At 73.2% G+C, this 20,825-nt stretch carries 20 protein-coding genes and 1 pseudogene; 18 read left to right on the forward strand and 3 right to left on the reverse strand.

What is annotated here, in order from left to right:
* Position 1: 1 nt before the first annotated feature.
* A complete protein-coding gene (locus ACGFNU_RS36230) occupies positions 2–1,456 on the reverse strand; it encodes a M20/M25/M40 family metallo-hydrolase (RefSeq protein ID WP_392601083.1) in 1,455 nt (484 codons plus the stop codon).
* 293 nt (positions 1,457–1,749) lie between these two features.
* On the opposite strand from ACGFNU_RS36230, the gene ACGFNU_RS36235 reads away from it, so the two are divergent.
* The 11 genes and pseudogenes from ACGFNU_RS36235 to ACGFNU_RS36285 form a co-directional block, all read left to right on the forward strand.
* Positions 1,750–2,763 carry a chemotaxis protein CheB gene (locus ACGFNU_RS36235; RefSeq protein WP_392601084.1) on the forward strand — a complete coding sequence of 338 codons (1,014 nt, stop codon included), beginning with the start codon at positions 1,750–1,752 and terminating at the stop codon, positions 2,761–2,763.
* 160 nt (positions 2,764–2,923) lie between these two features.
* Positions 2,924–3,958 carry an iron-containing redox enzyme family protein gene (locus ACGFNU_RS36240; protein ID WP_392601085.1) on the forward strand — a complete coding sequence of 345 codons (1,035 nt, stop codon included), beginning with the start codon at positions 2,924–2,926 and terminating at the stop codon, positions 3,956–3,958.
* A 27-nt stretch (positions 3,959–3,985) separates the two neighbouring features.
* Positions 3,986–4,663: a HemK2/MTQ2 family protein methyltransferase gene (locus tag ACGFNU_RS36245; RefSeq protein WP_392601086.1), complete on the forward strand. Its 678-nt coding sequence runs from the start codon at positions 3,986–3,988 to the stop codon at positions 4,661–4,663.
* Between the two features lie 10 nt (positions 4,664–4,673).
* A complete protein-coding gene (locus tag ACGFNU_RS36250) occupies positions 4,674–4,856 on the forward strand; it encodes a CDGSH iron-sulfur domain-containing protein (RefSeq protein ID WP_392601087.1) in 183 nt (60 codons plus the stop codon).
* 148 nt (positions 4,857–5,004) lie between these two features.
* The gene (locus tag ACGFNU_RS36255) at positions 5,005–5,634 is read left to right on the forward strand and encodes a GTP cyclohydrolase II (RefSeq protein ID WP_392601088.1); all 630 of its coding nucleotides are present in this window, start codon (positions 5,005–5,007) and stop codon (positions 5,632–5,634) included.
* Entirely contained in the window at positions 5,627–6,442 is an 816-nt protein-coding gene (locus ACGFNU_RS36260) for an inositol monophosphatase family protein (protein ID WP_392601089.1), read from the forward strand. Before ACGFNU_RS36255 ends, ACGFNU_RS36260 begins: the two co-directional genes overlap by 8 nt.
* Positions 6,429–7,184, forward strand: a complete 756-nt coding sequence (locus tag ACGFNU_RS36265; protein ID WP_392601090.1) for a CDP-alcohol phosphatidyltransferase family protein — start codon at positions 6,429–6,431, stop codon at positions 7,182–7,184. The genes ACGFNU_RS36260 and ACGFNU_RS36265 overlap by 14 nt, the downstream gene beginning before the upstream one ends.
* Complete coding sequence (locus ACGFNU_RS36270) at positions 7,144–8,118, forward strand: zinc-binding alcohol dehydrogenase (protein WP_392601091.1); 975 nt, start codon at positions 7,144–7,146, stop codon at positions 8,116–8,118. The genes ACGFNU_RS36265 and ACGFNU_RS36270 overlap by 41 nt, the downstream gene beginning before the upstream one ends.
* Before the next feature lie 12 nt (positions 8,119–8,130).
* Positions 8,131–8,529 carry a 6-pyruvoyl tetrahydropterin synthase family protein gene (locus ACGFNU_RS36275; protein WP_392601092.1) on the forward strand — a complete coding sequence of 133 codons (399 nt, stop codon included), beginning with the start codon at positions 8,131–8,133 and terminating at the stop codon, positions 8,527–8,529.
* Entirely contained in the window at positions 8,526–10,370 is a 1,845-nt protein-coding gene (locus tag ACGFNU_RS36280; protein ID WP_392601093.1) for a glycosyltransferase, read from the forward strand. Before ACGFNU_RS36275 ends, ACGFNU_RS36280 begins: the two co-directional genes overlap by 4 nt.
* Positions 10,367–10,780, forward strand: a pseudogene (locus ACGFNU_RS36285) (lysylphosphatidylglycerol synthase domain-containing protein); the annotation flags it as partial. The gene ACGFNU_RS36280 and the pseudogene ACGFNU_RS36285, both read left to right, overlap by 4 nt.
* 366 nt (positions 10,781–11,146) lie before the next feature.
* Here the strand turns inward: ACGFNU_RS36285 and ACGFNU_RS36290 are convergent.
* A complete protein-coding gene (locus tag ACGFNU_RS36290) occupies positions 11,147–11,905 on the reverse strand; it encodes a creatininase family protein (protein ID WP_392601094.1) in 759 nt (252 codons plus the stop codon).
* Entirely contained in the window at positions 11,902–12,747 is an 846-nt protein-coding gene (locus ACGFNU_RS36295) for a DeoR/GlpR family DNA-binding transcription regulator (protein WP_392601095.1), read from the reverse strand. Before ACGFNU_RS36295 ends, ACGFNU_RS36290 begins: the two co-directional genes overlap by 4 nt.
* A gap of 259 nt (positions 12,748–13,006) precedes the next feature.
* On the opposite strand from ACGFNU_RS36295, the gene ACGFNU_RS36300 reads away from it, so the two are divergent.
* Genes ACGFNU_RS36300 through ACGFNU_RS36330 form a run of 7 tightly spaced genes read left to right on the forward strand, consistent with a single transcriptional unit; the run spans position 13,007 to position 20,820 of the window.
* Positions 13,007–14,074: a substrate-binding domain-containing protein gene (locus ACGFNU_RS36300; protein ID WP_392601096.1), complete on the forward strand. Its 1,068-nt coding sequence runs from the start codon at positions 13,007–13,009 to the stop codon at positions 14,072–14,074.
* Entirely contained in the window at positions 14,071–14,907 is an 837-nt protein-coding gene (locus tag ACGFNU_RS36305) for an ATP-binding cassette domain-containing protein (protein WP_392601097.1), read from the forward strand. Before ACGFNU_RS36300 ends, ACGFNU_RS36305 begins: the two co-directional genes overlap by 4 nt.
* Positions 14,900–16,150, forward strand: coding sequence for a sugar ABC transporter permease (locus tag ACGFNU_RS36310; RefSeq protein WP_392601098.1), 1,251 nt, complete (start codon positions 14,900–14,902; stop codon positions 16,148–16,150). Before ACGFNU_RS36305 ends, ACGFNU_RS36310 begins: the two co-directional genes overlap by 8 nt.
* Complete coding sequence (locus ACGFNU_RS36315; protein ID WP_392601099.1) at positions 16,150–17,673, forward strand: FGGY family carbohydrate kinase; 1,524 nt, start codon at positions 16,150–16,152, stop codon at positions 17,671–17,673. The genes ACGFNU_RS36310 and ACGFNU_RS36315 overlap by 1 nt, the downstream gene beginning before the upstream one ends.
* Complete coding sequence (locus ACGFNU_RS36320; RefSeq protein WP_392601100.1) at positions 17,670–19,166, forward strand: FGGY-family carbohydrate kinase; 1,497 nt, start codon at positions 17,670–17,672, stop codon at positions 19,164–19,166. Before ACGFNU_RS36315 ends, ACGFNU_RS36320 begins: the two co-directional genes overlap by 4 nt.
* Entirely contained in the window at positions 19,163–19,783 is a 621-nt protein-coding gene (locus ACGFNU_RS36325) for a histidine phosphatase family protein (RefSeq protein WP_392601101.1), read from the forward strand. The genes ACGFNU_RS36320 and ACGFNU_RS36325 overlap by 4 nt, the downstream gene beginning before the upstream one ends.
* On the forward strand, positions 19,780–20,820 hold the full coding sequence (locus ACGFNU_RS36330) for a 2-hydroxyacid dehydrogenase (protein WP_392601102.1): 1,041 nt from the start codon (positions 19,780–19,782) through the stop codon (positions 20,818–20,820). Before ACGFNU_RS36325 ends, ACGFNU_RS36330 begins: the two co-directional genes overlap by 4 nt.
* Positions 20,821–20,825: the final 5 nt, after the last annotated feature.

Here is a 20,825-nt window from a genome sequence, read left to right on the forward strand (position 1 = left end):
ATCAGCTCGCGAGCCGCGGGAAGGCGACGGGGCTTCGCAGCCCCTGGCGGTCCACGGCGCGCAGGCCGAACTGGACGTTGTCCTTGGCGAGGTCGATCGTGGCCGTGGTGACGTCGCCGACGTCGATCCGGTGGGTCCAGTCGGCCGCCGTGGTCTCGCGCCAGACCACCTCGTATCCGGCCAGCCCGGCGTCGGTGCCGCGGTCCCATGTGAGCGTCGTGCTGTTGGTGAGCAGGGCCGAGACGATCTGCACGTTCTTGGGGGTGCCGGGGCCCTGCGCCAGCGACCACAGGGTCGCGCCGTTCACCCTGGCGACGCGCGCCATGTAGTCGAAGTCGACGAACTGGACGAGGTCGCCGAACTGAACCCCGTTCTCGACCCGGACGTCCTGGTGCTCGTGGTCGTAGTTCTCCCTGGGCTCGGTGAACCTCGCCGCCGGATAGCCCTGCCGCAGGAACGAGATGTGGTCGCTGCCGCGCAGGTAACGGTCGCGCCGCCAGACGACGCGCACGTTCATGCCGGTCTGGTCGTTCTCCGCGACGTTCTGGACGAACCGCGCGAGCTGACGGGACGGCCCGTCGTTCTCGCCGCCGATGGACTGCCGGATCGACGCCTCGGCCGGGGTCTCGGTGGTCGGCACGCCCTCCACGAACAGCCTGACCGTGTGCGGGTCGGGCCGCGTGCCGTCCCAGGCCCTGCTGGCGCCGACGATGTCGTTGCTGAACATGGCCTGCACGTCCGCGCCCGCCGCCTTCAGCTCGGCGGCCATGTGCGCCGAGCCGTAGAGCCCCTGTTCCTCGGCGGAGACCACGGCGAACACCACGGTGCCCCGGGTGCGCCGCGTCGCGAACACGCGGGCGAGCTCCATCACGACCGCGACCCCGGAGGCGTCGTCGTCCGCCCCGGGCGCGTCGGCGGTGGCGTTCATGACGTCCGTGACGCGGGAGTCGAGATGACCGCTGATCACGTACATCCGTTCGGGCGAGGCGTCGCCGCGCAGCGTGGCGATGACGTTGGTGATGGTGGTCGGCGCCGGTATCCGCGGCGAGACGGGCTGGACGAACGACTGTTTCCGCACGGTCATCCGCCCACCCGAGGCCGCCGCGGACTCGCTCATCCGCGCGTACACCCATTCGGTGGCCGCGCCGATGCCGCGCGCCGGATCGGTCTGGCTGGACAGGGTGTGCCGGGTGCCGAAGCCGACCAGCCGCTGGACGGTGGAACGGATCCGGTTCCGGTCGACCTCCCGCAGCAGGTCCCGGAGTTCCCTGCCGGGGCGTTGGGGGGTGATGGGCCGGCCGGGCCCGGGCGGGGCCGCGTGGCCGGTGTCCGCGGCCGCCTGGTCCGCGAGGAGGGGCACCGAGACCGCGGGTACCGAGACCGCGGTGACGGCGGAGGCGGAGAGGAACGCACGGCGGCTGGAGCCTGCGCGCCCTCGAGCGTCACGTTTCTCCATGAACTGAACCAATACGACATCAGTCGACAAGTCCACCGGCAGAGCCGGATCGGCACAACCTCCGACGGATCATCGCCTCACCCAGGAGACCCCGTCGCCCGGGTCCGCGAACTCGACGTGCAGAAGCGCCATCTTGAGCCTTTCCTCGTCCCGACCTCGAGTCCGAGGCTAGGGGCCGTACGAACGCGGCGGAACGGTAAGAAAGGCTCGGGCGGAAGGAACCGGACGCGCGGGACCGCGGACCCGCCGGTGCGCCGAGGTTGCGCCCGCCTCCCGGGGGAATGGCCTCGGGCATGGCAGCGCGAGATCTGGTGGTCATCGGCGGCTCGGCCGGCGGGGTGGAGGCTCTGCGAGGGCTGGTGGCCGGTCTGCCCGCGGATCTCGCGGCCGCCGTGCTGGTGGTCATGCACACGCCCGCCTCCTCGACGGGCAGGCTGGCCAGGGTGGTGGCGGACGCCGGGCGGCTCCCGGCCGCGCTCGCGGTGGACCGGCAACCGCTGCGTCGGGGCCGGATCCGGGTGGCGGTCCCCGACCACCATCTGCTCGTCGGTCACATGGGGGACTCCGGAGCCGACAGGGGGACCGTGGTGACGCGGGTGGCCCGGGGGCCGAGGGTCAACCGGGTGCGCCCCGCCGTCGATCCCCTCTTCCGGAGCGCCGCGCGCTGGTGCGGTCCGCGCGTGATCGGGGTCGTGCTGTCCGGGGTCCTCGACGACGGCGCCGCCGGGGCGAGCGCGATCGCCGCCTGCGGCGGGACCGTCCTCGTGCAGGACGCGAAGGAGGCCCGCTTCGACGGCATGCCCGCCGCGGCCCTGGCCGCCGTGCCCGACGCCGTCGTGGGCTCGGCCGCGGAACTCGGGCGGGTGGTCGGCGAGCTGGCGGGGGGCCGGGCCGATGACGTCATGGAGTGCCCGGACGACGAACTGGTGGCGGAGATCGAGATGATGGAACGCGGCGGTCCCGGTCCGGTGGAGGGCCCCGGGCCCGGAACCGAGTCAGGGTTCGGCTGTCCCGAGTGCGGCGGCGGGATGAAGATCATTACGACGGGCAAGAGCGTGCACTATCGCTGCCACGTGGGTCACGCCTATTCCCCCCAGACTCTGGCCGCCTTCAAGTCCGAGACCGCCGAAAAGGCGCTGTGGTCCGCCGCCAGCGCGCTCCAGGAGAAGGCCGCCGTGCACCAGCGGCTCGCCGCCGGCGCCGCCGCGAACGGCCGTGCGGAACTGCAGAGGGAGCACCTCCGCACCGGCCAGGAGGCGGCCACGGCCGCCGCTCTCATCCTGCGGGAGTTCCTCGCGCCCGAATGAGACCCGGCCGCGGGATCTCAAACGTGTTCTCCACCTCCATTTTCCCTGCATAACGGGCAGATCGCCGGGTAGGCGGAGGGGGCCAGGCAGCGGCGAAGGAGATGACGATCATGCCTAATCCCCAGCGACCCGAGACGCGGCGATCGGAGCACCCGGCCCGATGACCATGAACGTGATCGCGAAGACGGCGCCCGGGGTGATCGCGCCGCCCCTCCCGGAGCCTCGCGGTCCGCTGTCGGAGGCCGTGATCGCACTCCTGCGGCGCCGGCCGGGGGACTCCGAGGCGGGGCCGGCCCTCCCGGCCACCACGGCCGGCGCCGACCCGCTGGGCGAGGACCTCCAGCTCGCGCTGTACGTCTGCTACGAACTGCACTACCGCGGGTTCGCGGACGTGGCGCCGGAATGGGAGTGGGAGCCGTCGCTCCTCGGCCTGCGCGCGGCCATGGAACGCGAGTTCCTGGCGTCATTGCGCGAAGGCCTGCCCGGTGGCGACGACGTCTCCGGCGCCATCGAGGAGCTGCTGGTCGAGCCGGTCGACGCGGACGGGGTGAGCCAGTACCTGCGCGACACCGGGGAACGCCGGCAGCTGCGCGAATACGTGGCGCACCGTTCGATCTACCACCTCAAGGAGGCGGATCCCCAGGCGTGGGTGATCCCGCGCCTCGACGGCAGGGCCAAGGCCGCCCTGGTCGCGGTGGAGTTCGACGAGTACGGCGGGGGACGCGCCGAGCGGATGCACTCGCGGTTGTTCGCCGACCTGATGGAGGAGCTCGACCTCGATCCGGCCTACGGCGCCTATCTGGACGCCGCTCCCGCGGCGATGCTCGCGACGGTCAACATGATGTCGATGTTCGGCCTGCACCGCGCGTGGCGCGGCGCCCTGGTCGGCCATTTCGCGGTCGTGGAGATCACCAGCCCGCCCGCCGCCCAGCGGATGGCGAGCGCGCTGGAACGGCTCGGCGTGGGCGAGCGCGGCCGGCAATTCTTCACCGAGCACGTCGTGGCGGACGCCGTGCACGAGCAGGTGCTGCGCCGGGACGTGATCGGCGGCCTGCTGGAGTCGGAGCCGGAGCTCGCCGCGGACGTCGTGCTGGGCGTCCAGGCGACCTGCCATCTGGAGGACCGGCTCGCCGAGCACCTGCTCGGCTGCTGGCGATCGGCCCCGGCCCGCTCCTCCTCGCGGCGTCCTCTCTGACGGACGCCGGAAACCTCATCACCGACAATGGAGTTGCTGAACACGATGCTGCTGCTGCGACCACCAGGTGTGTACCGGCCCCAGGGTGACACCGATCTGCTGAGCGAGACCCTGCGGCGCACGCCCGTCCCGGCGGGCGCGCGGGTGCTGGACATCGGCACCGGGACGGGGGCCGTGTCGGTGGCCGCGGCGCGCCACGGCGACTGCCGGGTGACCGCGGTGGACGTGTCGCTGCGCGCGGTCCTGGCCGCGCGGCTCAACACGATGATCCGCGGCCTGCCGGTCAGGGTCCGGCGGGGAGACCTGTTCGCGCCGGTCCGCGGCCAGCTCTTCGACGTCATCCTGGCCAATCCGCCGTACGTGCCGGGACACGTGGCCCTGCCCTCGCTGCACAGCCGGGCACGCGCCTGGAACGCCGGGCTCGACGGCCGGCACGTCCTCGACCGGATCTGCGCGCAGGCCCCCGAGCACCTCGCGCCGGGAGGCACGCTGCTGATGGTGCACTCGGCCCTGAGCGGGATCGAGCAGACCCTGGACATGCTGCGCGCCGCCGGGCTCACCGCCGAGGTGGCCGCCGGCGGCATGGAGCCGTTCGGCCCGGTCATGCGGGCCAGAGCGCACGTCCTGGAACGCCGGGGCCTGATCCGCCCCGGGCAGCGATACGAGGAGCTGGTGGTGGTCCGTGCGGGCCGAGCCGAGAACTGACGTGACCCGGGTGACGGTGGTGCGTGGCGGGCCGCTCCTGGTGGAGGGGCCCGTCGAGGTCACCCTCGAGGACGGCACCGTCGCGCGCTCCGACCGCTTCATGACGGCGCTGTGCGCCTGCCGGCGGAGCCGCTCCTTCCCGTTCTGCGACACCAGCCATCGCCGCCGCGTGCGCACGGACAAGGATGATTGACCCGATCACGCACCCCCTCTGAGCAGGGCATCGTAGAAGAGATCCCTTTCGTCAGGCCGACGGTGAACCCCCGGACGGGGTGAGCGCCGTACATGGGTTGAGCCCGTGCTTCGGTGAACTGACAGGGGAGACGATGCGTGATCAAGACATGAAGCTGACGGAAGTGGCCGAGTCGGGCCTGACGACACGCCGTGGCACGTTCCGTGCGATCGCCTTCCGGGACCCGGTCGACGGGCACGAGCACATGGCCCTGGTGTACGGCGAGACCGCCGCGCGCGAGCACGTCCTGGTGCGGATGCACTCCGAGTGCATGACCGGGGACATCTTCGGCGCCCTGCGGTGCGAGTGCGGCGAGCAGCTCAACACGGCGCTCGACATGATCGTCCGCGAGGGCGCGGGGGTCCTGGTCTACCTGCGGGGCCACGAGGGCCGCGGCATCGGCCTGGTCGCCAAGGCCCGGACCCACATCCTCCAGGACGAGCAGGGGCTCGACACGATCGACTCCGCGACGGCGCTCGGCCTGCCCGTGGACGTGCGCGACTACGGCCCGGCGGCCCGCGTGCTCGGCCACCTGGGCATCCGCTCGGTCCGGCTGATGTCCAACAACCCGGAGAAGGTCAGCGCGCTGGAGTCGTACGGGATCACGGTGGCGGCGCGCGTCCCGGTCCTGGCGCCCGCGCACGCGGACAACATCGCCTACCTCACCGCCAAGCGCGACCGGCTCGGGCACGACCTGCCGCAGATCGCCCGCGACAACGTGGGAGACGCCTGTGGCTGAGCCGTCCGGCCAGGGGCACCTGCTGCCCGTCGCCCGCGCCGCCGTGGCGCTGGGGCGCGACATCGTCCGGACCCGCGCGCCGGTGTCGGTGACGGCCAAGGGCGACCGCGACATGGTGACCGACGTCGACCTCGCCGTCGAGGACGCGATCCGGGAGTTCCTGTCGAGGGAGACCCCGGAGATCGGGATCCTGGGGGAGGAGTACGGCCACTCCGGTGCGGCCGAGAACTCGCTGTGGTGGGCCCTGGACCCGGTGGACGGGACCGCGAACCTCGCCCGTGGCATACCGCTGTGCGGCATATCCCTCGCGCTCGTCGACGGGCTGCGGGGCGTGCTCGCGGCGATCGAGCTGCCGTTCCTGGACGTGGGTTACAGCGCCGCCGAGGGCCAGGGCGCCTATGCGGGAGACCAGCGCGTCCACGTCTCGGGCATCGCCGACCTGCCCGCCGCCATGATCTCGGTGGGCGACTTCGCCCTGGGCGGGAGCCCGGAGGCCGAGGCGAAGAACCGGGTCCGCCTGGCGCTGCTCAGCAGCATGGGCGCGCGCGCCCAGCGGATCCGGATGATCGGCACGGCGGCGATCGACCTGGCGTGGGTGGCGCAGGGCCGTCTCGACGCGACGGTCATCCTGTCGAACCAGCCCTGGGACACGATGGCGGGCGCGCTCCTCGTCCGCGAGGCGGGCGGCCTCGTCCTCGACCGCGACGGCACCGACCACACGGCCGGGTCGGCCGCGACGATCGCCCTGACCCCGGGGCTGCGGGCCGAGCTCATGGCGAGCCTCGGGAGTTCCTATGCGACCGCATGAAACCTGGGTGATCGCGGGGGTGGGCGCGCAGTCGGCCCTGCTGGCGGTGTTGTGGGCCGGCTTCGGACTGGGCCCGGTGGCGTTGCTGACCGGCGCCCTCTACGCCGTGGGGCTGCCCGTCCTGCTGGCAGCGGCCATGCGCCGGGCGGGCCGCCGGGGGCTGGGGCCGGCCAACCGGGTCACGCTCACCCGCGCGATCCTCGTCGGCGGCGCCACCGCGCTCGTGGCCGACGGCGCCGACCGGGGCGCGGCGCTCGCGAGCCTCGTCGTCCTGGCCGCCGTGGCGCTCGTCATGGACGGGGTCGACGGGCAGGTCGCCCGGCGGACCGGGACGGTGTCGCCGCTGGGGGCGCGGTTCGACATGGAGGTCGACGCCTTCCTCATCCTGGTGCTGAGCGTTCACGTCGCCCTCATCGCGGGGCTGTGGGTGCTGGCGATCGGAGCCATGCGGTACGCCTTCGTCATCGCCGCCCGGTACCTGCCGTGGCTGCGTGGCGAACTGCCCCGGAGCCTCGCCCGCAAGGCCGTCTGCGCGCTCCAGGGCATCGTCCTCGTCGTGGCCGGCGCCGGAGTGCTGCCCGTCCTGGCCGCGAGCGTTCTGGCCGGGCTGGCGCTGCTGGCCCTGGTGTGGTCGTTCGGACGAGACATCGCCCGGCTGCGGCGCGCGTCCCTGATTCCGCAGGCCGAGACGGAGGGTGAGGATGGAACGCGCCGCACGCGCATTCTGGCTGCGGTCTCCTGAGAAGGGCGAGATCCGCGCGGTCGGCCTTCCCGAGCCCGGCCCGGACGAGGTGCTCGTCCGGACGCTGTACTCGGGCGTGAGCCGTGGGACGGAGACGCTGGTCTTCCAGGGCCGCGTGCCGGAGAACCAGTACGACGTGATGCGCGCGCCCTTCCAGGAGGGCGGCTTCCCCGCCCCGGTGAAGTACGGCTACCTCAACGTCGGACTGGTGGAAGACGGGCCGGGCGGGCTGATCGGCCGGGCCGTCTTCAGCCTCTACCCGCACCAGACGCGGTTCGTCGTCCCGGCGGACGCCGTGACGGTCGTCCCCGAGGCCGTGCCACCCGGCCGGGCGGTGCTCGCCGGGACGGTGGAAACGGCAGTGAACGCCCTGTGGGACGCGGCGCCGCTGGTCGGAGACCGGATCGCCGTGGTGGGGGCGGGCATGGTCGGCTGCGCCGTCGCCAGGCTGCTCGCCGGCGTCCCCGGCGCCCGCGTCCAGCTCGTGGACATCGATCCGGACCGCGCCTCGGTCGCCGAACGGCTCGGCGTCGCGTTCGCCTCGCCCGACCGAGCCGACGGCGAGTGCGACCTGGTGCTGCACGCCAGCGCCACCGAGGCCGGGCTCGTCCGTTCACTGGAGCTTCTCGCGCACGAGGGCGAGGTCATCGACCTCAGCTGGTACGGCGACCGGCGGATCGGCCTGCCGCTCGGTGAGGCCTTCCACTCCCGGCGCCTCGCCATCCGCAGCAGCCAGGTCGGCTCGGTCTCCCCGGCGCGGCGAGCACGGCGGACCCACGCCGACCGCACGGCGCTCGCGCTCGGCCTGCTCGCCGACCCGGCGTTCGACGCGCTCATCACCGGCGAGAGCGACTTCGAGGACCTGCCGGGCGTCTTGCCCCGGCTCGCCTCCGGCGAGCTGCCCGCCCTATGCCATCGCATCACCTACGGCTGAGAGGAACGCCCGTTGTTCAGCATCACCGTCCGCGACCACGTCATGATCGCCCACAGCTTCCGCGGCGAGGTCTTCGGGCCCGCGCAGCGGCTGCACGGCGCGACCTTCGTCGTGGACGCGACGTTCCGGCGGACCGAGCTCGACGAGGACAACATCGTCGTCGACATCGGGCTCGCCACCCGGGAGCTGGGCGCGCTGCTCGGCGAGCTCAACTACCGCAACCTCGACGACGAGCCCGCCTTCGCCGGCGTCAACACCTCCACCGAGTTCCTGGCCAAGGTCATCGCCGACGGGCTCGCCGAGCGGGTGGACAAGGGACTCCTCGGTGAAGGAGCGCGCGGCCTGGAGGGCGTCACCGTCACGCTGCACGAGTCGCACGTCGCCTGGGCCAGTTACGAGCGCGCCCTATGAACCTCCCTTACGTCGTCCTGCCGGGCGATGTGGACGACACGTCCGCGCCCAGCGGCGGGAACGTCTACGACCGCCGTCTGTGCGAGCACCTGGCGACGGCGGACGAGATCCTGATCGCGGGGGCGTGGCCCCGGCCGGACGAGACGGCGAGAGCCGAGCTGGCACGCGCGCTGGCCGCCCTGCCCGACGGCTCCATCGTGCTCCTCGACGGTCTCGTCGCGTGCGGTGTCCCGGACGTCGTGGTCCCGCAGGCGCGGCGCCTCCGGCTCGTGGTCCTGGTGCACCTGCCGCTCGCCGAGGAGACCGGGCTCGCGGCCGAGACGGCCGCCGGGCTCGACGTCCTGGAGCGCGAGACCCTGCACGCGGTCGACGCCGTCATGACCACCAGCTTCTGGGCCGCGCGGCATCTGGTCGACCACCACGGGCTGGCGGCCGAACGGGTGCACGTCGTGCCGCCGGGCGTCGACCCCGCCGCGCCGGCCGCGGGCACGGACGGCGGGACGCGGCTGCTCTGCGTCGGCTCGCTCACCCCGCGCAAAGGGCACGACCTGCTCGTGGAGGCCCTCGCGACCGTCACCGACCTGCCGTGGAGCTGCGTGTGGGCCGGCCCCGCGAACCGGGCCCCCGGCTACGTCGAGGAACTGCGCTGGTCGATCGAGCACCACGGGCTCACCGAACGGATCGAGCTGGTGGGCCCCCGTACCGGAGAGCCGCTGGACGCCGCGTACGCCGAGGCCGACCTGCTGGTGCTGCCGTCCCGCGCCGAGACCTACGGCATGGTGGTGACCGAGGCGCTGGCCCGGGGCGTCCCCGTCCTGGCGACGGCGGTCGGCGGCGTGCCGGAGGCGCTCGGCCGCGCCGGCGACGCCGGGGCGCCGGGCCTGCTCGTACCGCCGGACGACGTGCCGGCGCTCGCCGACGCGCTGCGGCGCTGGCTGCGGGACGAGCCCCTGCGGCGCCGGCTGCGGAACGCCGCGACCGAACGGCGCCGGACCCTCGCGGGCTGGGAGGAGACCGCGCGGCGCGTGACCGCCGTGCTCGACCGGCTCACCCCCCGCTTCAGCCCCGGGTGGCTGGCGCTGCGCGAGGGCGCCGACGCCGCCGCCCGCGCCGCCGGGCTGCTCGACGCGCTGCCGGCGGACGGGCCGCGGGTCATCCACGATCTCGGCTGCGGCACCGGCTCGATGGGGCGCTGGCTCGCCGGGCGGCTGACGGGCCCGCAGCACTGGGTCCTGCACGACCGCGATCCCGAGCTGCTCCGGCGGGCGGGCGAGAGCCTGCCGGCCGAGGCCGCCGGCGGAGGCCCGGTCACCGCCGAGACGCGCGAGGGCGATCTCGCCGACCTTCGCGCCGCCGACCTGGCCGGGGCGACGCTGATCACGGCCTCGGCGCTGCTCGACGTCCTGACGGCCGACCAGCTGGCCGCGCTGGCCGACGCGATCGTGGGCGCCGGATGCCCGGCCCTGCTCACGCTGTCGGTCGTCGGCCGGGTCGAACTGTCCCCCGCCGACCCCCTCGACGCCGTGATCGAGGCCGCGTTCAACGACCACCAGCGGCGGTCCGGCCTGCTCGGCCCGGCCGCCGCCGACGCCGCCACCGAGGCGTTCGAGCTCCGTGGCGCCAAGGTGCGCGCCCAGCCCAGCCCGTGGCGGCTCGGGCGGCCCGACCAGGCCGCGCTGGCCACCGAGTGGCTCCGCGGCTGGGTCGGGGCGGCCTGCGAGCAGCGCCCCGACCTGGAGCCGCAGGCCCGGCACTACCTCTGGCGCCGCCTCGACGCCTGCGCGCAGGGCGCGCTGCGCGTCGTGGTCCATCACACCGACCTGCTAGTGGAGCCCTCATGAAGCGGACCCTGTGCGGAGTGGTCATCCTGACCGCCCTCGTGTGGTGGCAGAGCACGGACGCCTTCGTCGCCGCGTTCCGCGTGATCGACGCCCGGTCGCTGGTGGCCGCGGTCGCCATCGGCGGGCTGACCACCGTGCTCAGCGCCGGGCGATGGAGCCTGGTGGCGCGGGGCCTCGGGCTGCGCCTGCCGATGGGCACGGCCGTCGCGAGCTACTACCGGGCGCTCTTCCTGAACGCGGTGCTCCCGGCGGGCGTGCTCGGCGACGTCCACCGCGCGGTGAGCCACGGCAAGGACGAGGGCGACGTCCGCCGCGGCGTCCGGGCGGTCGTCATGGAACGGGCCGCAGGCCAGATCGTGCTCGTCGTCGTCGCCCTCGCCGCCATCGCGGCGGCGGGCGGGTTCGTCCCGGGCCGGGCCGTCGCCGCCGGGCTGCTGTGCGCGGTCGTGGCCTTCGCCGTGCTGGCCGTGACCTCGCGGTGGACCTGGCCGGGCGTGCTGCTCCTCTCGGGGGCCGCGCTGGCCGGCCACGTCGGCCTCTTCGTCGTGGCGGGACGGCTCGCCGGCGTGACCGCGCCGATCGCCGACCTCGTGCCGCTGGCGCTGGTGGCCCTGCTGGTGATGGTGCTGCCGGTCAACGTCGGCGGCTGGGGGCCGCGCGAGGCCGCCTCCACCATGGCCTTCGGCGCGGCCGGGCTCGGCGGCGCCCAGGGCCTCACCGTCGCCGTCGTCTACGGCATGCTCGCGCTCGTCGCGAGCCTGCCGGGCGCCGCGGTCCTACTCCTCGGCCGTCGCCGCGCCCGGGTCGCTGAGGTCGGGCGCGCCGGGGTCGAGGACGCCGAGGTAGTCGCCGAAGGACCCGGCCAGGCTCGCGAGAAGGTCCCGGCCCTTGCCGGCGGTGGCCCGCGACGGCCGTCCGATCACACCCGACCCGGTGTAGGGGGCCATGCCGAGCGTGAGCAGGTGCTTCCGGTCGTCCGCCGGATGGTCGGCGGATTCGTATCCGGGCCGGAGGAGCTCCGGATGAGCGTGCAGGAGGATGGACGTCTCGATCTCGCCCGCATGCATGTCGTCGTCGAGCGAGGTCTCGATCCCGGCGGCGCTCCGCGCCTGCTCCCAATCCTGGAGGCCCGGGAAGAGGGCCATCTGGCCGCGCGCCTCCTGGACGATGTTCCCGAGCACGTAGTTGCCGCCATGGCCGTTGACCAGAACGAGCCGAGTCACGCCTGACCGGCGCAGCGACCCGGCGATGTCGTCGACCACCGAGTACAGCGTCCGCGCCGAGATGCTCACGGTCCCCGGCCAGTCGGCGTGCTCGTGCGAGCACGAGATCGTCACGGGCGGGAGGCGCAGCACGGGATGCGCGGCGGCGATCTCCGCGGCGATCGTGCAGGCGATCACGGTGTCGGTCGCCAGCGGGAGGAACGGGCCGTGCTGCTCGAAGCTGCCGACGGGCAGCACCGCGACCCGGGCCCGCCGGACCCGTTCGTCGGTGGTGGTGTCCTGCGGGAGGAGAGAAGGGATCACACTGTTCATTGTGGGGCGGGCGGGAGGACGGGAGTGCCGTCGGCCCCCGCGACATGGAGCGGCACGCCGCGGGCCCGCAGTGCCCCGACCGTCTCCCTGGGCGTCTTGGCGTCGACGATGACCAGGTCGAACGCGGTGAGGGGCGCGAGCTGGTAGAGCCCGTTCTTGGCGAACTTGCTGTGGTCGACGAGCAGGACGCGGCGGTCGGCCGACTCCATCAGCGCGCGCTTGACCGCGACGGTCTCCTGCGACTGGTGGTAGCAGTGCCCGTTGGTGATCGCGGTCGTGGACATGAACAGGATGTCCGCGTGCAGTGACCGGATGGCCTCGCTCGCGCGCAGGCCGAGGAAGGCGTCGTAGGCGGGATAGTAGGCGCCGCCCAGGGCGACCAGGTCGACGCCGGGCTCGCCCGCCAGCAGGTTGACCGCGGTGAGGAAGTTGGTGATCACCGTGAGCGGGCCGCGGGCCGGCAGCAGCCCCGCGAGCGCCAGCCCGGTGGTGCTCTCGTCGATCATGACCGAGGCCCCGGCCTGGACGAGGCTCTCGGCGGCCCCGGCGAGCTGCCGCTTCTCGTCCGACATCGCCTGGAGCCGGTGGCGCACGTCGCCGTGGTGCACGGCGGACGGCTCGGCGGTGGCGCCGCCCCGGACCTTGCGGAGCCAGCCGCGGCTCTGCAGCTCGTCGAGATCGCGGTGGATGGTCATGAGGCTGACGCCGTAGGCGTCGGCGAGGTCCTTGTTCTGGACGAACCCCTCGTCCGCGACCCGCTGCCGGATCCCCTCGCGGCGGTCCCGCGCGCCCACTCCGTCGTTGCCCCCGGACGTTCCCGCGGCGGTCCCGTCGTCGGTCACCGGGCCGCACCCCCTCGCTCGGCTCGATCGCGCTGATGTGAACTAAATGTGAAGATAACACAGCTATCGCCCAAGGCTGGGCCCGCTCCTTGCCCAGGTCGACCCGGTCCATCAACTTGTGATCACGCTTTATCACGGCTGTGAGTGTTAAGTTCTCGTTGCACGTTGACACTTCTCCCGTCGATCGTGTTGTGTTCATCACCGCAACTCAGACGCCGCCCCTTCCGACCGGGCGGGACCCCGAGGAGAACCAGTGAAGATGCCTTCCTTCAAAGCGTTCGCCGCGACCGCCGCCGCCCTGGCCGTGCTCGCCCCCGTGGCGGCGTGCTCGTCCGGTGGCTCCGGCGGCTCCGGCGGAGCCAAGGGCGCCAAGATCGCCTTCCTGATGCCGGACATCGCCTCCACCCGGTACGAGCTGTACGACGCGCCCCTGTTCAAGGCCAAGATCAAGCAGCTCTGCGGCGACTGCGAGGTGCTCTACCAGAACGCGGGCGCCGACGCCGCCAAGCAGCAGCAGCAGGCCAACTCGGTGCTCGCGCAGGGCGTCAAGGCCATCGTCATCGACCCGGTCGACTCCGCCGCGGCGGCCTCCACCGTGCGGATGGCGCAGTCGCGCAAGGTGCCGATCATCGCCTACGACCGGCCGATCCCGGCGGCCAAGGCCGACTACTACATCTCGTTCGACAACGAGAAGATCGGCGCGATGATCGCCCAGTCGCTGGTCGACCAGCTCAAGAAGACCAAGGCGCAGGGCGGTGTCCTGCAGGTCAACGGCTCGCCGACCGACGCGGCCGCCGGGCTCATCAAGAAGGGCATCCACAGCTCGGTCGACAGCAGCGGCTTCAAGCTGCTCGCCGAGTACGACACGCCGGGCTGGGAGCCGAGCAAGGCCCAGGAGTGGGTGAGCGGCCAGATCAGCAAGTTCCCCGGCCAGATCGCGGGCGTGGTCGCCGCCAACGACGGCACCGGCGGCGGCGCCATCGCCGCCTTCAAGGCCGCGAACGTCAAGGTGCCGCCGATCACCGGCAACGACGCCGAGCTCGCCGCCGCGCAGCGGATCATCAACGGCGACCAGTACAACACGATCTCCAAGCCGATCAAGATCGTGGCCGAGGCGGCCGCCGACGCCGCGTACCAGTTCGTCGAGGGCAAGACGCCGAAGGGCAACACCACGCTCTTCAACACGCCGTCGCAACTCTTCACGCCGACCGTCGTCACCAAGGACAACATCGCCGCGGTCCTGCTCGGCCCGAACGGCGCCCTCAAGGCCTCGGAGGTCTGCACCGCGAACTACAAGGCCGCCTGCGAAAAGCTCGGTCTCAAGTGAGCGCCGCGACCACCACGGCGGCGCCGCTGCTGTCGCTCCGCGGGATCAGCAAGTCCTTCGGCGCGGTCGCCGCGCTGACCGACGTGGACCTGGACGTGGCGGCCGGCGAGGTCGTCGCCCTCGTGGGCGACAACGGCGCCGGGAAGTCCACCCTGGTCAAGGTGCTCTCGGGCGTCCACGCCCCGGACTCGGGGACCATCTCCTTCGGCTCCGAGACGGTGAGCATCCCCAGCCCGGCGGCCGCCCAGGCGCTCGGCATCGCCACCGTCTTCCAGGACCTGGCGCTCTGCGAGAACCTCAACGTCATCGAGAACCTGTTCCTCGGCCGCGAGCTGCGCGGGCACCGCCTCGACGACGTGCGGATGGAGGTCCGGTCGCGGGAGCTGCTCCAGCAGCTGTCGGCCAAGATCCCGTCGGTGCGGGCGCCGATCGCCGCGCTGTCGGGCGGCCAGCGGCAGACCGTGGCGATCGCCCGGTCGTTGCTCGGCGACCCGAAGGTCATCATCCTGGACGAGCCGACGGCCGCGCTCGGCGTGGCGCAGACGGCCGAGGTGCTCAACCTGATCGACCGCCTTCGCGAACGCGGTCACGGCGTCATCATGATCAGCCACAACATGGCCGACGTGACCGCCGTCGCCGACCGGGTCGTGGTGCTCCGGCTCGGCCGCAACAACGGCGTGTTCGACGCCGAGACCGCGACCGCGGAGGAACTGGTCACCGCGATCACCGGTGCCGCCGACAACGCCGTCACCCGGCGCTCGGCACGCCGCCGCGGGCCGGCGGCGGCGGGCGCTGGAGCCATAGGTACGAAGGAGGGGACGGACGATGAGTGATCTCGACACGGTGGAGGCGGTCGCGCCGGCCGCGGCCGAGTTCGACCCCGACCGGCCGCGCGGGGTCACCGGCACCCTCGCGGTGCTCGCCGCCCGCTTCCGCGGCGGCGACCTCGGCGTCGCGCCGGTGGTGGCCGGGCTGGTGGTGATCTGGACGGTGATGCAGATCCTCAACCCGATCTTCCTGTCCAGCACCAACCTGGTGAACCTCGCGATCGAGTGCGTGCCGGTCGGCATCATCGCGCTCGGCGTGATGTTCATGCTGCTGGTCGGCCAGATCGACCTGTCCGTGGGCTCGATCAGCGGCCTGAGCGCGGCGGTCACCGCGGTGCTCTTCGTCGACCAGGGCCTGTCGCCGTGGCTGGCGGTGGCGGGCGCGGTCCTGCTGGCCTGCCTGGTCGGCTGGCTGTACGCGCAGGTGTTCAACCGGCTGGGCGTGCCGAGCTTCGTCATCACGCTGGCGGGGCTGCTCGGGTTCCTCGGCGTGCAGCTGTGGATGCTGGGGGCCAAGGGCTCGATCAACCTCCCGTTCGACTCGGGCCTCGTCACGTTCGCCCAGCTGCAGTTCGTGCCGCCGTGGCTCGCGTACACCCTGGTCGCGGCGGGCGCCGTCGCGCTCTTCGCCGGCGGCTACTCCCGCGCCTCCGCCCGCCGCGGCGCCGGCCTCCCGGCGACCTCGACGCAGGCCCTGCTGCTGCGCAGCGCCGTCCTGCTCGCCGGCCTCGGCGCGGCGGTCTGGTACCTCAACCGGGACCGCGGCGTCGGCTGGATGTTCGTGCTCTTCCTCGGCCTCGTGCTGGCGACCCACTACGTCCTCTCGCGGACGAAGTACGGCAAGTCGCTGTACGCGGTGGGCGGCAACGTCGAGGCGGCCCGGCGCGCGGGCATCAACGTCAAGGCGATCTACGCGTCGGCCTTCATGCTGTGCACCACGCTCGCCGCGATCGGCGGCGTGCTCGCGGCGGCCCGCCTGGCGGCGGCCAACCAGAGCAGCGGCGGCGGCGACGTCAACCTCAACGCGATCGCGGCGGCGGTCATCGGCGGCACGAGCCTGTTCGGCGGCCGGGGGAGCGCGTTCGCGGCGCTGCTCGGCATCGTCGTCATCCAGTCGATCTCCAGCGGTCTCACGCTGCTCAACCTCGACTCCTCGTACCGGTTCATGGTCACCGGAGCGGTGCTGCTGCTCGCGGTGGCGCTGGACTCGGTCGCCCGCCGCTCCCGCGCCTCCAGCGGACGTGCGTGATGGCCGTCATCTGCGTCGACGCCGGCACCACCATGATCAAGGTGGTCGGCTACGACGACGCGGGCGCCGAGCTCGCCGTCGTCCGGCAGGGCACGCAGGTCCGGGGGGCGGAGCCGGGCTGGGCCGAGCAGAGCATGCCCTCGGTGTGGCAGGCCGTCGTCCGCGGCGTCCGCGAGGTCCTGGAGGTGACGGGCGCCGACGTGAGCTACGTGGCGCTGACCGCGCAGGGCGACGGGAGCTGGCTGGTCGACGCCGGCGGCGAGCCGACCGGCCCGGCGATCCTGTGGAACGACGGCCGGGCGGGCGAGATCGTCGAACGGTGGGTCGAGTCGGGCGTGCTGACCGAGGCGTTCCGCGTGAACGGCTCGCTGGCGTTCGCGGGCCTGCCCGCCGGAATCCTCACCTGGCTGCGCGAACACGACCCGGAGCGGCTCCGCCGGTCGGCGGCGTCGCTGACCTGCGGTGGCTGGATCTTCTCCCGCCTCACCGGTGTGGTGGCCGTGGACGGATCGGACGCCTCCGTCCCGTTCATGGACATCCGGGAGCGCGACTACTCGGCCGAGCTGTTCCGGCTGTACGACATGGAGTGGGCGCGCCCGCTGCTCCCGCGGCTGCTCGCGGACGACGACCGGGTCGCCGGGCTGACGGCGACGGCGGCGGCGGCGCTGGGCCTGCCCGAGGGCACGCCGATCGTGCTGGCGCCGTACGACATCGCCACGACCGCCATCGGCGTGGGCGCGGTGGACGTCGGCCAGTCGTGCGTCATCCTCGGGACCACGCTGTGCACCGAGATGGTCGTCGACGCGCCGCGGCTCGACGGCGAGCCGTCCGGCCTCACGGTGGCGATGGGCCTGCCGGGCCGCTATCTGCGGGCGTTCCCGACCCTCGCGGGCGGCCAGGTGGTCGACTGGGCGTGCCGCATGCTCGGGCTGGAAGGCGACCCCGCCGGCCTGTCGGAGCTGGCCGCACGTGCTCCCGTCGGCGCGAACGGCCTGGTCTTCCTGCCGTACCTGTCGCCCGCCGGTGAACGCGCGCCGTTCCTCGATGCCCAGGCGCGCGGCGCGTTCCACGGCCTCACCGTCGACCACGAGCGGGAGGATCTGGCACGCGCCGTCCTCGAAGGGCTCAGCCTGGTGGTGCGCGACTGCCTGACCGCCGCCGGCACCAGGCCCACCGAACTGCGGGTGAGCGGCGGCGGCTCCGCCAGCCCCCTGTGGCTCCAGCTGATGGCCGACGTCACGGGCGTCCCGGTCGTGCGGACGGGCGACGCCGAGCCGGGAGCGCGGGGCGCGTACATCATCGGGCTGCTCGCGACCGGCGAGGCGGCGACCGCGCGGGAGGCGGCCGACGCTCATGTCCGCATCGGCGACGCCTACGAGCCCGACCCGGCCCGTGCCGCCACGTACAACCGGCTCTACCAGGCCTTTCTCGACATCCGGGTGGCCGCCGCGGCGACCTGGCCGATCCTCGCGGCGACACGTGACGCCTCGAGCCGGAACCGATCCGACGGGGGGAATCCGTGACCCGGCCGAAACACCGGGCCGACGACGTGTGGGTGGGGGTGGACCTCGGCACCCAGAGCGTCCGCGCCCTGGCCGTGACCGCCACCGGCGCGGTCGCCGGGACGGGCAGCCGCAGGCTCACCAGCAGGCGGGACGGTCCCCGCCACGAGCAGGACCCCGAGGAGTGGTGGCGGGCCGTGGGGGAGGCGTGCCGGGCGGCCCTGCGCGGCGTTTCCGCGGAGGCCGTGCGCGCGGTCGCCGTGGACGGCACGTCCGGGACCGTCCTCCTCACCGATCCCGACGGCCGGCCGCTGACCCCGGGCCTGATGTACGACGACACCCGCGCCGCGGACCAGGTGCGGCGCGCGGACGAGGCCGGGGGAGAGGTCTGGCGGCGGCTCGGCTACCAGCGCATGCAGCCGGCCTGGGCGCTGCCCAAGGTGCTGTGGCTGCTGGACGAGATGCCCGGCGTCGCCAAGAAGGCGCGTCTCGCGCATCAGGTCGATTTCGTCAACCGGCGGCTCGCCGGGCACGCCGTAGCGACCGACCTGAGCAACGCCCTCAAGACGGGCGCCGACCTGATCGCGGAGACCTGGCCGGAGCGGGTGTTCGAGGAGCTGGGCGTGCCCGCGGGGCTGCTCCCGCCCTTGGAACGTTCCGGCACCGTGCTCGGCTCGGTCTGCGCCGACGCCGCCGAGGCGACCGGCCTGCCCGCCGGCATCCCCATCGTCGCGGGCTGCACCGACGGCTGCGCCGCCCAGCTCGGCACGGGACGGCTCACCGTCGGCTCCTGGAACTCCGTACTCGGCACCACGCTGGTCCTCAAGGGCGTCACCACGGACCTGATCCAGGACCCGCTCGGCGTCGTCTACTCGCACAAGGCGCCCGACGGCGGCTGGCTCCCCGGCGGCGCGTCCAGCACCGGGGCGGGCATCATCAGCCGCGACTTCCCGGACCGCGACCTCGACGAGCTCACCCGGCAGGCGCGCCGGCGCGAACCGGCGGGGACGCTCACCTATCCGCTGGTCTCGTCCGGCGAGCGGTTCCCCTTCGTCGCGCCCGAGGCGCGCGGCTTCGTCCTCGACGAGGATGGGGACGAGGGCGACCGGTTCGCCTCGGTGCTGCAGGGCATCGGCTACGTCGAGCGGCTCTGCTTCGACTACCTGGACATGCTGGGCGCGCCGATCGGGGGTGACCTGACGCTGACCGGGGGAACGACGAGGAGCACGTACTGGTGCCGGCTGCGGGCCGACATCCTCGGGCGGCCGGTGCTGCTGCCCGAACAGGCCGAACCGGCTCTCGGCGCGGCCGTGCTGGCCGCCGCCGCGTCGACCGGCCGGCGGGTCGCCGAGACCGCCGCGTCCATGGTCCGCGTCCGGGAGACCATCGACCCCCGCCCGACCCACACCGCCCGTTTCGACGACGGCTACCTCCGCCTCGTCGCCGAGCTCGAACGGCGCGGCTGGCTGCCCCCCGCCGCCGCCGCCCACGCACGGGAAAGGACGCCACGATGACCCGACTGGTTCTGGTACGTCACGGAGAGACGACGTGGCACGCGGAGAACCGCTACGCGGGGGTCACCGACGTCCCACTCACCCCGCGCGGTCTCGACCAGGCACGGCAGCTCGCCGACTGGGCCAGGACGGCGGAGCTCGCCGCCATCTGGTCGTCGGACCTGACGCGGGCGCGGCTCACCGCCGCCCCCTGCGCCGAGGCCGCCGGGCTGCCGCTCCAGATCGACCAGCGGCTCCGCGAGCTGAACTTCGGGCACGCCGAGGGCCTCACGCGGACGGAGATGCGCCAGCGTTTCCCGGAGGCGCTCCAGGCGTTCCACGCCGATCCGGTGAACGGCCATCTCCCCGGCGGGGAGGACCCCGCCGCCGCGGCCGAACGTTTCACCGCCTGCCTGCACGACATCGTCGGGCGGTATCCCGACGACCGGGTCCTCGTGATCGCCCACACCACCGCGATCCGCCTGGCCCTCTGCACCCTCCTGGGGCTGCCCCTGCCGGACTACCGGCGGCTGTTCCCGTCCGTGCACAACTGTGCCCTGACCGAAGTGCGCGTCGAGGACGGCGAGATCGCCCTCCTCGCGTTCAACACCCCGATCGAAGCCCTGGAGCCGCAATGACCGTCCGTGTCCTGGCCGCCGGTGACCACTTCGTGTTCAACCGGCTGTTCATCGACGCGATCCGTGCCGAGATCCCCGCAGCCGACCTGGCGTTCACCGAGCTGACCCTGCCCTGGCCGGTGGAGCCGTTCGGCCGGGTCGCCGAGGTGGACGAGGCGTCCGGCACCGAGGACCAGCTGATCGAGGCCCTCGGGGACGCGGAGATCTGCGTGACCCAGATGGCCCCGCTCACCCGCCGCATCCTGGAGGCGTCACCGGACCTGCGCCTCTTCGGGATCAGCCGGGGCGGCCCGGTCAACGCCAACCTGGAGGCCGCCGCCGAACACGGCGTCGCCGTCTGCAACGCTCCCGGCCGCAACGCGGGCGCCACCGCCGAGCACACCCTCGGCATGATCATGGCGGCGGCGCGTCGTATCCCCCAGACCCACACCGACCTCCACACGGGCCAGTGGCGCAGCGACTACTACCGCTACGAGGCGGTCGGCCCCGAGCTGGACGGCAGCACGGTGGGCCTGGTCGGCTGCGGAGCCGTCGGCCGCCGCGTGGCGCGCATGCTGGCCGCCCTGGGCGCCCACGTCCTGGTCTACGACCCCTATACGGACCTGGGCGACCTGGCCGAGTCGGTCTCCCTCGAAGAACTCCTGACCCGCGCACAGATCGTGACCCTCCACGCCCGCGTCACCCCCGAGACGACCGGCATGATCGGCGCCGCTCAGATCGCGGCGATGCCCCCAGGCGCGATCATCGTCAACTGCGCCCGCGGTGCCCTCCTCGACTACGACGCCGTCTGCGACGCCCTCGACAGCGGCCACCTCTTCGGCGCCGCCTTCGACGTCTTCCCCGAGGAGCCGATCCCGCCAGGCTCACGCCTCCTGACCAGCCCCAACATCACGCTCACCCCGCACCTGGCGGGCGCGAGCAAGCAGACCGCCGTCAACGCGGCCCGCATCATCGCCGAAGAAGTGGGCCGCTATCTCCGAGGCGAACCCCTGGCCCACTCCGCCAACGGCCTGGAAAAGCCCTTCGTCCGCAACTGACCCAT

It is taken from the genome of Spirillospora sp. NPDC048911, from assembly GCF_043198015.1.
Taxonomy (GTDB): Bacteria; Actinomycetota; Actinomycetes; order Streptosporangiales; family Streptosporangiaceae; genus Spirillospora.